The 14434-nt window shown below is 28.1% G+C and carries 12 protein-coding genes and 1 riboswitch; of the genes, 9 read left to right on the plus strand and 3 right to left on the minus strand.

All coding sequences use genetic code 11. The features are described from left to right. Positions 1-221: 221 nt before the first annotated feature. The 3 genes from psyc5s11_RS08080 to psyc5s11_RS08090 all read left to right on the plus strand — a co-directional run bounded on the left by psyc5s11_RS08080 (position 222) and on the right by psyc5s11_RS08090 (position 1613). A complete protein-coding gene (locus psyc5s11_RS08080) occupies positions 222-956 on the plus strand; it encodes a hypothetical protein (RefSeq protein WP_224037097.1) in 735 nt (244 codons plus the stop codon). Between the two features lie 127 nt (positions 957-1083). Further along, on the plus strand, positions 1084-1350 hold the full coding sequence (locus tag psyc5s11_RS08085) for a hypothetical protein (protein WP_224037098.1): 267 nt from the start codon (positions 1084-1086) through the stop codon (positions 1348-1350). A 14-nt stretch (positions 1351-1364) separates the two neighbouring features. Then, the gene (locus psyc5s11_RS08090; RefSeq protein WP_224037099.1) at positions 1365-1613 is read left to right on the plus strand and encodes a hypothetical protein; all 249 of its coding nucleotides are present in this window, start codon (positions 1365-1367) and stop codon (positions 1611-1613) included. On the opposite strand, the gene psyc5s11_RS08095 is transcribed toward psyc5s11_RS08090, so the two are convergent. Beyond that, positions 1610-2958 (minus strand): IS3 family transposase gene (locus tag psyc5s11_RS08095; RefSeq protein WP_375541960.1). Its coding sequence is split into 2 segments (ribosomal slippage): positions 1610-2571 and positions 2571-2958, totalling 1350 coding nucleotides; the frame shifts between segments, so codons are not numbered across the junction. The genes psyc5s11_RS08090 and psyc5s11_RS08095 overlap by 4 nt on opposite strands. Positions 2959-3654: 696 nt before the next feature. On the opposite strand from psyc5s11_RS08095, the gene psyc5s11_RS08100 reads away from it, so the two are divergent. The 6 genes from psyc5s11_RS08100 to psyc5s11_RS08125 all read left to right on the plus strand — a co-directional run bounded on the left by psyc5s11_RS08100 (position 3655) and on the right by psyc5s11_RS08125 (position 12320). Then, positions 3655-3954 (plus strand): hypothetical protein, encoded by a 300-nt coding sequence (locus psyc5s11_RS08100; RefSeq protein WP_224037100.1) that lies wholly within the window; start codon positions 3655-3657, stop codon positions 3952-3954. A 385-nt stretch (positions 3955-4339) separates the two neighbouring features. Beyond that, a complete protein-coding gene (locus psyc5s11_RS08105; protein ID WP_224037101.1) occupies positions 4340-7348 on the plus strand; it encodes a hypothetical protein in 3009 nt (1002 codons plus the stop codon). Beyond that, complete coding sequence (locus psyc5s11_RS08110; protein WP_224037102.1) at positions 7338-7808, plus strand: hypothetical protein; 471 nt, start codon at positions 7338-7340, stop codon at positions 7806-7808. Before psyc5s11_RS08105 ends, psyc5s11_RS08110 begins: the two co-directional genes overlap by 11 nt. A gap of 96 nt (positions 7809-7904) precedes the next feature. Beyond that, the gene (locus tag psyc5s11_RS08115; protein ID WP_224037103.1) at positions 7905-9146 is read left to right on the plus strand and encodes a hypothetical protein; all 1242 of its coding nucleotides are present in this window, start codon (positions 7905-7907) and stop codon (positions 9144-9146) included. Then, the gene (locus tag psyc5s11_RS08120; RefSeq protein ID WP_224037104.1) at positions 9143-10705 is read left to right on the plus strand and encodes a reverse transcriptase family protein; all 1563 of its coding nucleotides are present in this window, start codon (positions 9143-9145) and stop codon (positions 10703-10705) included. The genes psyc5s11_RS08115 and psyc5s11_RS08120 overlap by 4 nt, the downstream gene beginning before the upstream one ends. A 982-nt stretch (positions 10706-11687) precedes the next feature. After that, complete coding sequence (locus tag psyc5s11_RS08125; RefSeq protein ID WP_224037105.1) at positions 11688-12320, plus strand: ankyrin repeat domain-containing protein; 633 nt, start codon at positions 11688-11690, stop codon at positions 12318-12320. A gap of 176 nt (positions 12321-12496) precedes the next feature. Here psyc5s11_RS08125 and psyc5s11_RS08130 read toward each other — a convergent pair whose 3' ends face one another. Together psyc5s11_RS08130 and psyc5s11_RS08135 are read right to left on the minus strand one after the other, a co-directional pair. Continuing rightward, on the minus strand, positions 12497-12943 hold the full coding sequence (locus psyc5s11_RS08130; RefSeq protein ID WP_224037106.1) for a DUF3795 domain-containing protein: 447 nt from the start codon (positions 12941-12943) through the stop codon (positions 12497-12499). A gap of 125 nt (positions 12944-13068) precedes the next feature. Beyond that, positions 13069-13854, minus strand: a complete 786-nt coding sequence (locus tag psyc5s11_RS08135) for an RNA polymerase sigma factor (protein WP_224037107.1) — start codon at positions 13852-13854, stop codon at positions 13069-13071. Between the two features lie 423 nt (positions 13855-14277). Further along, a riboswitch (purine riboswitch) is annotated at positions 14278-14379 on the plus strand. Positions 14380-14434 lie beyond the last annotated feature (55 nt).

The following is a 14434-nucleotide window of genomic DNA, read 5'->3' on the forward strand; positions in this document are numbered from 1 at the left end:
GTTATCTCTTTTTGGAGATTAAGATGAAATTGTTAATGAAAACATATAATTACGGTATGTAGTGGTGCTGCAAGTGCAGCACTTGAAGAGATACAGAAGTAATGAAATGCTAGTAAATGGTGTAATTGGAGGATGACAAGTTGTGTTAAAATTTTAGTTTAATGCTTACTTAAGTTAAATGTTTATATAAAATTTATCTATGTAAGTAGTTTGGGGGGATCATGAAAAAATATTTTCTTATGGAAAATTACAAAAAAATTCTATTTGGATTAATTATTGTATTTATACTTATTCTTATTATGCTATTTTGTATTTTTTATTATGATTATAAGATAAAAGATGAGCGTCTTTTGATAATATTAATTCCGGAGTTACTGGGAATAACTACTTTGTTCAAAGTGAAATCTATGTTACATAAAAATGTGATGGAGTTTGTATATGACGAATCAATATTAAAACATCCAGTACCATCTAGAATCACGCGTGAACAGGTGATTAAACGAGTAAAAGAAAAAGGTTTTGAAACCTATTCTGTTGATAATATGAGGTTAGGTTTACAACTAGTCAACATAAAGAAAAATTTGATGGAAATTAGCTGTTGTTATGGTTTCTTTATATTAGGCCAAAATATAGATGATGAAAATGAAATTATTAAAAATGAAGAACTGGATAGAATACTTAATAATTATTTAAAAGGAAAAGAGATGTACCGTTTTAGTACTGTTTGTCCAATATATTGCTTTTGGGCAGAAAAGCTTTCTGATAAAGCGAGGGAAAAATGTTGCAAAGGATTTGATTATAAAAAAAGGGCTTTTTATATCGGTTATGAAACTTCAAGTGAAAATCTCTATTATGCAGAAGCAATGGAACAAATAGAGATACCTAATTGCAAGAGACAAGCTCAGTGGATAAAAGAAATCTTTCAAATCGGGTATAGTATAGATTCTAATAATTAAAATACCTAAAAGTGTAAACTTAAATGCACAAAATCAGACAATTATTACGGCATATAGTGGTGCTGCAAGTGCAGCTACACCTATAGGACGATTAGGACAAGGGGTTATTAATGGTGGAATTAGTGGTGTGCAAGGTATTGAAAAGGGGGAAAGTGAAGGTGAAGTTGCAACAGATACTTTAGCAGGATTCGTTGCAGGCATTGTAGGAGGTCCTGGATATATTCCGGCTGCATCACATTATATAACAGAGGCTAGTAAGGCTATAAAAGATGGTCTTCAATCGAGTGACGTAGCATCATTTGTTACTAATATTCATAATTATGCTTCTAAAAAAGTAAGCGAGTGGTTTAGTGATAAAAGTCAAGAAAATTCAGATTCAGTTCCAGCAACATAAAGGAGTATAGTATAATGTTAGATAAAGTATTAGGTTGTTTTGGTGCTATTGTTTTATTCTGTATATTTAATGAGGTATGTAGGAGTAGTTCATCTTATTTTTATATAAATAGATGCCCAAAATATATCATTATAAAAAATGAAATATTAGCTAGAATATTAATTGCAAGTGGAATAGCAAGAGATAAAGCTGTAGAACGCCATAATTTAAATAAAATGTCCATGGTAGGTTTAAAATGTACCCTTTGTAAAGGACATTGTTAAAAATACTGTGTAGAATCAATGAGATGATTTCTGTATTCAACAGGAGTCATCCTTTTTAAATTCCATTGATATCTATAGTTGTTATAATAAATCATGTACTGGTCTATCTCATTTTTTAGGTCTTCTAATGTTTGGCATTGTTTTATGTTTACTTCATCTTTGAAATGCCCAAAGAATGATTCCTGCGGGGCGTTGTCCCAACAGTTTCCTCGTCTAGACATAGATTGACCAAACCCACATTCTTTTACTAACTTCTGAAATTTAGGACTTGTGTAGTGTGATCCTTGATCTGAATGAATGAAAGCTTCAGGATGAAATTTTACACTTTTTGATTTCTTAAGATTGGTGATAGTATCGATAACTATATCTAATGTGAGACTATCAGATACATTATAAGCCATTATTTCATTAGTTGATGCATCTTTAATGGTCGACAAATAAGCCTTTTTGCTTTTATTTTTATAGAACAAATAGGTAATATCCGTAAGCAATACTTTGCCAGGGGTATTCTGTTTGAAATTCCTATTAAGCACATTAGGTAAGACTTTATGTTCTTTAGTTGCTTTTACCATTCGTCTATATGGATTTGCTTTTCTATAAGGACAAACTATGTCATATTTTTTCATAAGTCTGCGAATACGTTTTAGATTATATACAACTCCATATTGAGATTTCAATACCATCTTTATTTGTCTTGCACCTTTTTTATGTTTTTTGAAGTTGAATGCCTTTAAAATTATATCTTTAACTTCCAAATCATTATCGTTGCGCTTGCTGCGCAAGCATTCGGATTTTGCTGAAAAATAATTATAATATCCAGAACGTGATACACCAGCTAATGTGCATAAATAGCTTGTCATATTCTTTAATTTATATTTTTTAATTACTGATTTAATAAGAATGAAATTTTCTTTTGTTAATGAACCTATTTTCGTTTTATCACTCTCCTTTCTATCAAATCGAGTTTTTTTAATAATTCATTCTCAGCTTTCAGTAGAGTAGTTTGTACTTTAAGACGTTCATATTTTTCGTCTATAGAAAGTTCCTTATCACGAGGTCGCCCAGCTTTGCCTTTTCTTGTATCATCTAAACCATGTATACCGTTTTCCTTATAGGCAGCACGCCATTTTTTACTTATCGATTCAATTCGTCCAATCTCTAAGATACTTATCACGAAATCAGATTCTTCAAATATCTTTCGTGGAAACTTTCCTTTTTCGTATTCTGATATAAAAATTCGTCTGAATTCATCTGTATATGTAATTGATCTTTCACTAACATTTTTTACATATTTATTTCTAGATATCAATTCTATTTCTTCTTTTGTAAATAACTTATTACTCATAAAATCTACTCCTATCTCTTTGTTTTATTATACATAAAAACCCTATAAGATAGATATTTTATTTACTGTCTATCTTATAGGGTACATTTTAGTTTGATATCATATATTATTATAGAACCTATTAATATATATTTTTTAATAGGTAACTTTATGGAGAATTTTAATTTGGAAAATGTATATTTTGGAGGCATATATGATGAAATAGCCATTTTTTCATTGGGGCTATTAACATTTGTATTTATGATAGTAATAGTGGCTGATAAATATTAGGTATATTTAGTTGATTGCAGAAGAGAAAAATAAAATCTATGGATAATTTTTAAAAATTAAAGTATAGAGAGGAAGGATATTTTGAAAAAGCAGACTACAAAAATACAAAGCAACGTGAATTTTAAATTTTACGTTAAAGCTAGTATTATCTCATGTATTTCAGTGGTAATAATATTTTGCTTGGGCTATTTTTATTATAAATTCCAAAAGGAGGTCTTTTCTAATGCCAATACACTATTATTTATACAAAATAATTTATCAGCAATTATTATAATTTTTTCTACTTTTATAATAGTATCCTGTATAACTTTAAAGATTAAAAGTAAAATTTCTATTATAATATTTATAATTTCATTAGTTATATTGGTGTGCCTATTTTTTAATTGTATAGATATAAATAAACAAGGAATTTGTGTTAGAAAAGGTGTGTTTTTAAAAAACAAGAATTATATGTGGAGTGATGTTACATATGTAGGAGTATCATATTGTCATGGATACAAAAATAAAATAGATATTATCTATAATATACATTTAAATGATGGAACAATAGTCAATGCCTGTGATTCGGACGACTATTTTAAAAATATAGTGAATTTGGATAATTTTATGAAAGATAAAGGAGTTGAAATTAATAGAAGTAAGATACAACCGAACGATTATAGTGGTTTTGAAGAAAGATATGAAGGTGATAAAATGCAGGTTATATTTGAAATCTTAAATAAATAAAAGTTTAATTTTATAATTTAATTAATAAAGATACAACATCAAAACCACCTGCTACTATAGAACGTGAATAGCAACTAAAATTAATTGAAAATTTATAAAATGGAGTAAATGCAAATTTGATAAAAAATAAGGTGAGGAGCATCTTAGAGTATATTTGAATTTGTTTTACTCAATTTTTTGTTATGCAATAAAAGAAAAAATTTTGGGGTAAGGGGAAGTATATCTATTTTTAGAAGAATGTTTGTTGTCAACTGAAAACTTAATGGTAATAATGGAAAATATTAATGAAATTATGTATAATTGTAGTAAAGCCTAGATTGCTGGAAAACCATTAGAGAAATAAGTATTTTCAAGTTTAAAATAAAGATTAAGGTGGGTTACTATTATGTCAAAGTTTAAAGAAAACAGCTTTTTTAGAACAATTTTTTCTTTATTAAAATCTAAAGAACAGAAAATTGAACAACCAAAGTCAGATGAAAATGAATTTAATAAAAATAGTTCAATTGAAAAAACTAATGTACAAAATAGAATATGGAAAAAGGATTATAATCCCTTAAGAAGTGTGATTTTATGGGGATATGATAGTAGTAATAATCCGAGTTTTCTTATTCTTTATGGAGAGCATAAATTCAAAAGTAATAAAAATCAAGGACAAGCTATTAATAATGTTCTTGAGGATAATGTTAAATATAATAGTTATGTTATGTTTAAAGGCAAAGAAGGACATTTACCATCTTTCCAATCTGTAAGAATTATAGAGGAAAATGGATATTATAATAAGAATAAAGAAGATAAGTCACCTAAAATGTATTACAAAACAGGGCTAAAATCATATTGGAATAAAGATGAAAATTATAGAGTTAAGGATTTTATAAATTTAAAGCAGGAAGAACAAATTATTTTGCCTTATTTTACATCTAATACTTATGAGGAATATGCAAATATAATAGAAAAGCAAAACATTAAGTTTTCAGGTTTTAAATTAGTCAAGAATCCAAGTGAAATTTTAAGCTTATATAAAGATTCTGAAGAATATAAAATTATTTATGATATGTTAAGCAATCAAAATATCTATATGAGAAAAAAATCACTAAATGAATTACTTGAAATGAATCCTCCAAAGGACATATATGAATTGCTTGTAAACATAGGAAGCACTGAATTAATAAGTGGTTTGTTTTTAGAACTTGCTAAAAGGAGTAATCCAATATTAATTAAACAAGCAAAAATTATTTTCGAATCTCAAATAAATTGGGCAGAAGAAAATTATATAAAAGGTGTAAAGAGATGTGCTCATATATATCTGATAGCATTAAATGAAGAATTAAAAGCTGAGAGAATAAGCACCATATATGAATCTTTACCACAAATGGATTTACATCTTATTAATATAAATAACAATGATATTCCACCTGACAAGATAATTGAAGGTTCAGCGTATAGAAAGTATGCCGCACAAGGACTATTAAAAGAACATTATGGAAGATACGATAATAATGTTCGTAAATGGGTAGAGTATAGATGCCCTAAGCGTTATGAGATAAGTAATTATAGTGATGGGGTAATATTAAAAACTCTAGAACTTAAAAATACACTGCAAGAAGCTGAATCTTATGGACTTGCAGATGTTATTGGAAAAATAGCATATTATTTAGATGCTCCAAGGTTAAATTACTATTTTAGAGGTAACGAGAAGACCAAAGAATTAAAATATTATAAGAGATATGTGCGAAGAATTATAGATTCTTATGGAAAAAATGATCCAGAGAAATTTATACAAGCTATGAAAGCTCTTTTAACAAGTTATACAGAATATGACTACGTATGTAAATTCCGTGGGAACTTTCAATTTAATGAGTTTTTGAAACATTATTTATATTATGATTTTCAGGAAAAACCTCCTATTGGATGGGATAATTGGCAAGCTAGAAGTGAATGGATGGGAAATGACCAATTAATGAAGCTTCAAGGGCGATATGAGTTTATGAAAGAAATTTGGGACAACCATTTGCAAGATGTACTAGATATTGCAAGGTCGGCTAAAATCAATCCAGTATTAAAAGCATGTTATTATATTTTGAAAGATTCTGAAAAGACAAATGATTTTGTAGACAACATGTATTACAAAGAGTTGATTGATTTAACACAAAGTTCTTATGAGCCTCTTACAAATATGTTTAAAGATATTCTTTCAAATAAATTAAATGCTATTACTACCTTTGATTCTAAAATAATGATTGATTTAATGAGTAGTCAAAAGGAAGATATTCATGATTTAGCTAAAGAATTCATTAATAAGACTAATGGTTCATTTTTAGCCAGTGGTTTAGTGGATTTAATGTTAATAGATAATCTTAATATGTGGATAGATTTATTTAAGGAAAGCATACTTTCTTTAGATAACAATGAATATTGCAATTTTGTTAAAGCTATTATAAATAGAAATGATAAATTCATAAATTCAAATATTAATTTTTCTAAGGATATTAAGGATACACTTTCATTTTCAACAAGTAAAATTCAAGATATTTCAGAAGATGAAAAAACAAATTTAATATCATATATGATTTCAGAAGTACTTAATATAACTGAAATGCCAGATTGGATGGAAGTATTTATAGAAGAAGTGATTTTCTCGATTTCATATGAAGATTTAGAAAATTTACTAGAGAAAATTATTATAGAACCAATAAATAAACCGATTTTACAACGAAGTGGACAAGTTGTTGCTTTATTAGAATCAATACAAAATAAGAAGCTATCTTCTGATTCTCAAATTATAGGTATATTAGAAACTGGTACTTCTAAGATGATAAATATATTGTTTGGAACTATTATGGAAAATAGTGAAGAGTTAAGCAAAAGATTTTCAACTTTACTACTTATGTTTGAATCTGATATAACCATACTTAATACGGAAGCAGAAGAGATTTTTGATAACATGGCTGAAGAAGGTCAAAGAAAATTACATGGAATTATAATTGATTCTCCTGTAAATAAGGTTTATTCTTTTGGACTTAGAAAATTAGATGAAATTTATAAAGATTTAATTCCTAAAGAATTTATTCTTCAAATGTTAGAACATACATCTGTTGACGTAAAAGCTTATATTTCTAATAAGACAAATGAAATACTTGATAATTTAGGAAGTGGAGATGAAGAGCTGTTTATGTATTATTCAAAGACTCTTTTATTTTTACCTAACAAAGTATCTAAAAGTAAAGATAATATATATGAAGCGATTCCTAAATTTGTACTTAAATATAAAGATAAATTAGATGAATTTGAAGATATATTGCTGGATATTGGAGGTTCAAATATAATTACAGATTCAGAGCGTGCACTTACTACATTGGCAAAAATCAGAAAGGAGGTCGTGCTAGTTGAAGGTTAATTATAAGTATCCAAGTCCATCCATGTGTATTAATAAAGGGAGCGAGACAATTTTAGGTCTTAGTCCTGATCTTTATAGAGATGAAAAGGTATCTTTTCTAGGTGAATTAAAGCATCCACTTATTTTTAGAGATTCAATGCTTATGCTTCGTGAAATTGTTATTTCAGATATGAGCACAAAGAAAAAGGAGAGAGTTGAATTTTTTGAATGGCTTGATACAGAAATAGAAAGGCGACTTTTAAAACATGAACAATACTTACCTGGAGTTAGAGAAGATATTAACAATGATATAAATGAATTATTACATTCATTAGAAGAAAATAATACAGATGTAGCTAAGTTAATTGATGTTAAAAATAACCTTAAAAAAGATATTGAAAGTCTAGATGTTTGGAAAGATTATTATAAGATTGAAAGAGATTTTTGGAAATTTATAAAAGATAGAGATCTTGACCTTTAGTTTGTATTAGATCCAGTAATAACAGTACATGAAGATCAAGTAACTTTCGAAGCATTTTCTGTAGATGAATCTACCTATGGATGTTTATCAATTGATATGGAAGAATTTGAGCTGCTTCAAAAGCCAACTTTAGGCACAACTAATATAGATTTTTCAGCCAAATTAGCTAAAGAAATTGAAAGATTTAGAACTTATAATGAGGTTAAATTATCTGTTAATCCAGAAGGTTTTACAGTAGATACAGGGATAATTCCTGAACATATGGAAAAGAAAATAGACTTACCGGAAACTTGGATAAAAGGCTTCAATCAAGTTTCGTCGGCAGCAAGTTTAGGAGGTATAGATATTGAATTATCCCCTATAGATATATATGATATATGTTCATTTTTAAGAAGGCATAAAGCACAAAAAAGTCCTAGATATATGAAATGGATATTGGAACCTAAAAGACAAGTGAAAATTGTTTTTGAACCTTTCGGTAGTGAGCTTACTCTTAAAGCAATATATGATGGTGAAAAGATTAGAGAAGAGAAAATATGGGGAAGAAGACGTTGGCTAGTTTTAGAAAAAATAATTCCTTTAGCAAAATCTTTTAAAGTAAGACTACTGGGGTTTGGAATGCCACAATTTATTACAGCAGATTTAGGTACAATGAAAATGACTATTGGTTTTTCAGCCTGGTCTTCTAATGATTGGGTTAAAGGAACTGCCTTTAATATTTTAGGAGGATTTATTGGTAATGGAAACTATGATAAAGTTTATAAATTAATGAAGGAAAAACGTTGTTTATCAATGGAAAGCATTTATGATAATTTAAAGGAAGATTCAAAAACTACAAGTAAAGCAGGAATTGGTATGCTTTTAAAACGTGGTGAAGGTTATTTTGATGCTACACACGATACTGTAAGATTTAGAAGATTGTGCAATGAACCTATTCCAAAAGAATTATATGAAACTACTGAAATGGAATTTAAAGTTCAAGAACATATAAATGAAGGTATGGATAACTTTAGAGCAATGGTGAATGAGAGTAATGAATTTATGTTTAAACATTCTTTTAAAATGCCTAATAGTAAATATAAGAATTGGAAATTCCGTGATACAGAAGACTATAATAGAGAGCATGATTTAACAGAAACCCAGTTAATAATAGATGAAGATGGCCAAATTTCGAAGGTGAAATGTAAATGTAGAGAGTTTAACAAGGGACCTAGAAATATTTCAGCTCCTTGTGCACATATTCTTGCTTTATACTTGATTTCTACAAAGTTTACAAGATTAAAATTAGAAAAAGATAAGGAATACAAAATTAATGATATTATGGAGACAATATTATGATAGAGAATCAAGAAACTTTAAAAAATAAAAGACAAGATTACAGAGAAAAAGTAAATCAAATAGGTAAAAAAGAGTTTACCTTATTAAAGATGCAAGAATATGGATTTTGGCCAAAAAATTTACCTACACCTTATGAAAAACAAGAAAATGAAACAAAGGAAGAATATGCACAAAGAAAAAACTTAATAAAAGAATATGAAAAGATAATTAATGAGATTTCTGATTTATATGGAGAAAAAGATAAAATAAATGAAAAACTACGTGAGCTTAAGAAAAAATATGATGAAACTTGGGATTATGAAAAAATAAGAATAGATGTATCGAAGACTATAATGGAAGAGTCTATTGCAAGACGTAAAGAGAGAAAAGAGCAAAGAGAACTTGAAAAAAGACAAAAAAGTGAAGCGTGGGTAAAAGAAAAGGCAAAAGGAATTGTATTTATTGGGAAGGGGTATTCTAATTTATTATATGATAAACAAAATGATGAGGATAAGTTACTATCGCAAGAATTACCTCTTATAGAAGATGATAAAGCTTTAGCTGAATTTCTTGGAATTGAATACAAAAAGCTAAGATTTTTAGTTTATCATAGAGATGTAGTTACAGTAGATCATTATCATAGGTTCAGTATTCCTAAGAAAAAGGGTGGAGAGCGCAATATTGCAGCTCCAAAATCAATACTTAAAAATGCACAAAGAAAGATTTTAGAGGAGATTTTATCAAAAGTTCCAGTAAGCGATTATGCCCATGGATTTTTAAAAGGAAAATCAGTTGTTTCAGGAGCAAAAGCTCATGTGGCAGCAAAAGCAGATTTGGGAGAAAAAGCTTCTGGGGTAGAAAAAACTCATGATGAAGAAAAAGTCTCTGGTGAGAAAACACAATTACTAATTAATATGGATCTTGAAAATTTCTTTCCAACTATTACATTTGAAAGAGTTAGAGGAATGTTTAAAGCCTTTGGATATTCTGGGTATATTGCGTCTTTGCTTGCTATGATTTGCACTTATTGTGAACGTATGCCAATTGAAGTAAGAGGGGAAATAAAATATGTTAAAGCCTCAAATAGAATTTTACCTCAAGGATCACCAGCAAGTCCTATGATTACAAATATTATTTGCGTGAAATTAGATAAAAGACTAAGTGGATTAGCTCCTAAATATAATTGCACTTATACAAGATATGCAGATGATATGAGTTTTAGCTTTTGCGAGGAAAACAGTGATTTAAATCTTGGGAGATTTATGGGACTAGTCTCAAAGATAATAAATGAAGAAGGCCTTAAGGTAAATAAAAAGAAGACACGCTTTTTAAGGAAAAACAATCGTCAATGCATCACGGGTATTGTTATAAATAATCATGAAGTTGGAGTACCAAAAAAGTGGATAAAAACACTAAGAGCTGCAATTTATAATGCTAATAAGCTTACACGTAATGGGGAAGTGGTACCAGCTAAGACTATAAATGAAATTAGTGGGATGGTATCATGGGTGAAAAGTGTCAATGGAGAAAGGTATTCAGGAATAATTGAAGATGGGATGAATTTAATAAATAATATTTAGGTAAAAACTATGCTTTGGTGAATAATCCGCCAAAATAAAAGGTACCCTTTATTTCTAGTCTGGTATAAACGCTTAAGTTTAGTTAATGTTAAATATATTCGGGTAAATTTGTTCATATAACAGTTTACACAAGAGTACTATTTATTTTTAATGCAGATACAAAGTATAATTGAATTCATCAGAATAATATATGCAGGTTTATCTCATAGGATAGAAGAAACTTAAAACCTTATGTTATAAAGATATTTATGAAGTTATTTTTGATGATTTTATAAAATTAATAATAATTGTCTGTAAATTGTTGAATTCAATACTGTAATATGGTATAATTTAAAAAGTATAAAATTGAATTTTATTGATAGATTTCTTGGCCTTTATGCTGTGGTGTTGCGCCATAGTTGAGATTTGTTAGAAACACATCATCAGGTTGCGCGCAATTCGCTTCGCTACCACTACTGTGCACATTAAAAACCGATCCTTCGGTTATGTGACAGTAGTGGTGCTACGCTGAAGTGTCCCAACCAGATATAAGAATAGTTAGCAAGAAATCTATCGAAATATTAAAAGATTATCTCTTATTTTTTATAAGTGGGGGTAATCTTTTTTTGTTTGGTAAATAAGTTGGACATGGATACGTAGTGAAAAATAAAATGAAGACTTATTACATTACAGTTAAGTGCAAGGCATTAAATTTTTTTGAGTTTGAGTTTATTAAGAAGGTAACTATATTCTAATATGGTTTACCATAAATATTGTGAACCATATTTATTCTTCAGAATATTACCATATATATGGTGAAGAATATGCACATATAAAAAGAGTGCGAAGCACAATTAGGAACTTATTAAGTGCAACCAAGAACTTATACACATAAAATGCGGGTTAAGAATAATATGGGAAGCTAAAAATGTTTAAAATGTTATTAGATTGGGCTATAATAAGTATATAATTAAAAGAGTTAAGAATAGATGAGGAGGAAATTATGAAAATTTATGATATTTTGTTTGGTCCAAGACAAAAATCTATTTCAAAAATAATAGAAGAAGGGAACTTGGATGAACTTGAAAGTTTTATAAAAAACGAAGGTGATGTTAATGCAAAATATGATGATAAGAGCCTACTTCATTTTGCCATAGATAATTGTGAAAAAAATTATTTCGAAGTAATAGAATTTTTAATAAACAAGGGTGCAGACGTAAGTAGCCATCAAAGCTATTTAAAAGAAACACCTTTGCATAGAATATGTGCAAGAACAAAACCTAGAATTGATGTTGTTGAATTGTTATTAGATAGAGGATCTAAAGTAAATGCTGAAAATATATCGGGTAAAACACCTGTTTTTTACTGTAATTTTAGTTATTCTGTAGAACTTTTGAATCTGCTTGTGAAACATGGAGCAGATATTAAACATACGGACAAGTATAACAATACTCTTTTACATGATGATTATTTGGATTGTAATACTGAAACTTTCGAAGAGTTTTTAAAAATTCTTATAACTCTTGGATTTAATATAAATCAAAAAAATAATGCAGGACATACTCCACTATATCTGTGCAAAGATAAATATATTGAAAAAATATTAATAGAACACGGCGGACAGATAAACTTTTAATAATAATGATATACAAAGAATGAGAGATAGATCAAGAGAAAATTAAAGTATAGAGAGGAAGATGTAAATTATATATAATTTTACAAAGCAGAGGTTTTCTTCATTACGAGAAAACCTCTTTTTAGTTAAAAAACCTAAATTATTTAATATAAATTATGTCATATCAAATATTTAAGTTAATATCTTGTTCTTTCTTTTTGAGCAATATAGAAATTATCAACACCAATTTTTTTCATGGTATCATTATTTTCTTGCCATGCTTTAGTAAGGGATTCATTATATGTTGTAGGATTACAAGGGTATTTAGGGCATTCAAAACAAAAGTCAACCTTTTCTTTTTTATGGCACACATTTATACCACATTGACAGGCAGGTTTATCACTAAAGCGACAGCCTGGACAAGTGCCATTTGAAAGCTGTTTTAAAATGGCTGAAAATTGTTCATAGTAGTTAAATATAGGCATAAAATCTTTTATTTTTTTAGCCATATTTTCAAAGTTTGTTAGATTTTCATTAAGTTCTTTGCTCAATAACACTATTTTACTCTTCTCATAATACGCGCACCTCGAGCAGTCATTTCCACAAGGGGCTAAGTCTTTTATAGCTTGTTCATAATTATTCATAACAATTCCTCCTCTTAAATAAATAAAAAATACTTCTTTTCACTTATATAGATGCAATAAAAAGAGGAGAGTCACGTTTTATATAAAAAATTTATTTAGCGGGAGTGGAATTGTCTTTTATGTTACTAATTACTATTAACATATCTTTCATTGACTATACTAATAACTTCTTCATACCACTCTTTAGAAGGCTTTTTATCAGGCATATTTTTATATAAGAAGTTTATTTTACCACGTACTTCCTTATTAAAAGTATAATTTGATTTTGTATAATCTAACTTTGAAATCAATTTATGTTTATTAGAATTTTTTTGTAAATCGTCTCTGGATTTAGAAAACTCAATCCAAGCCTTGCAACTACAAGGATTATTTACATCTAAAAGATTGCAGTGGTTATAAAAGAATGAATCCAAATTCATATGAGCACGATAAAGAAGACCTTTTGTTGCACTTTTTGAAATGCCAATTATAGTTGAAACTTCATCTAAAGATAATCCAAACATATCAACTAATGAGAATGCTATTCGCTGATGTAATGTGAGACGTCTTACCATTGCAAGAAAGCAGCCATTTTGTAGCTCAAAAATAGCTTCTTCTACAATTACTTCATCTTCAGGTTTTGGAAGATTAGACTTTAATAGATGTCCTTCTTTTTCAAGAAGTTGAATATCATCATAAAGTAATTCATTATAATTTTTATTTTTTCTCTCCTTCATCAGAAAATTATTAAAGCATATTTTTCTAAGCCATGATTTAATAGCATTTGAATTTTCTAAAGTACTAATTTTTTGCCATGCACGAATAAAGGTTTCTTGAGCTAAATCTTCTGCAACAGATGGGTGACAAGATAATTTTAGAGCATAGTTGTAAACATAGGTTCCGTATGTATTTATAAGCATTTCAATATCCATTAGTTCACTTCATTTCTATAATTTTTAATAATTATATCATGAAAGATTATTATTTACCTAACGCTTATATAATATGGTTTTCTCATTTATTGGATATAGTTGCCTAAAGCATAGTTTAATCTCATTATTTGGTATTTATCCAAAATTTACAGTCAATTATTCAAATTCAAGTCTATTTTTCCTTTAAATGCACTAAATTCAGTTAAAATCACTTAAAAAGACGAACATTAGATTGATAAAAAATAAAAAAATTCATGAAAGAGATAAAATGCTATTGATTTATAGACAAAAATATTGTAGGATTGAATATGTAAAAAAGATATATATATAGCATATTTAAGGTATTACATTAGGTTAAGCATAATCACTGAATCTTAAAAAGTGATATTAAAGATTAAAATGTAATATATGTGTATGTCATATGTAAATAATGAAAATTATACCTATATATGCTTAGAAATAAGGTTTAAGCGTTTCTACCGGACTACCGTAAATTGTCTGACTATGGGTGTTTATAGATATTTTAAATTATTTATAAACCCCTTTGTAATAACAAAGGGGCTTTTATATTTTAATGAGT

This window comes from Clostridium gelidum, from assembly GCF_019977655.1.
Taxonomy (GTDB): domain Bacteria; phylum Bacillota; class Clostridia; order Clostridiales; family Clostridiaceae; genus Clostridium; species Clostridium gelidum.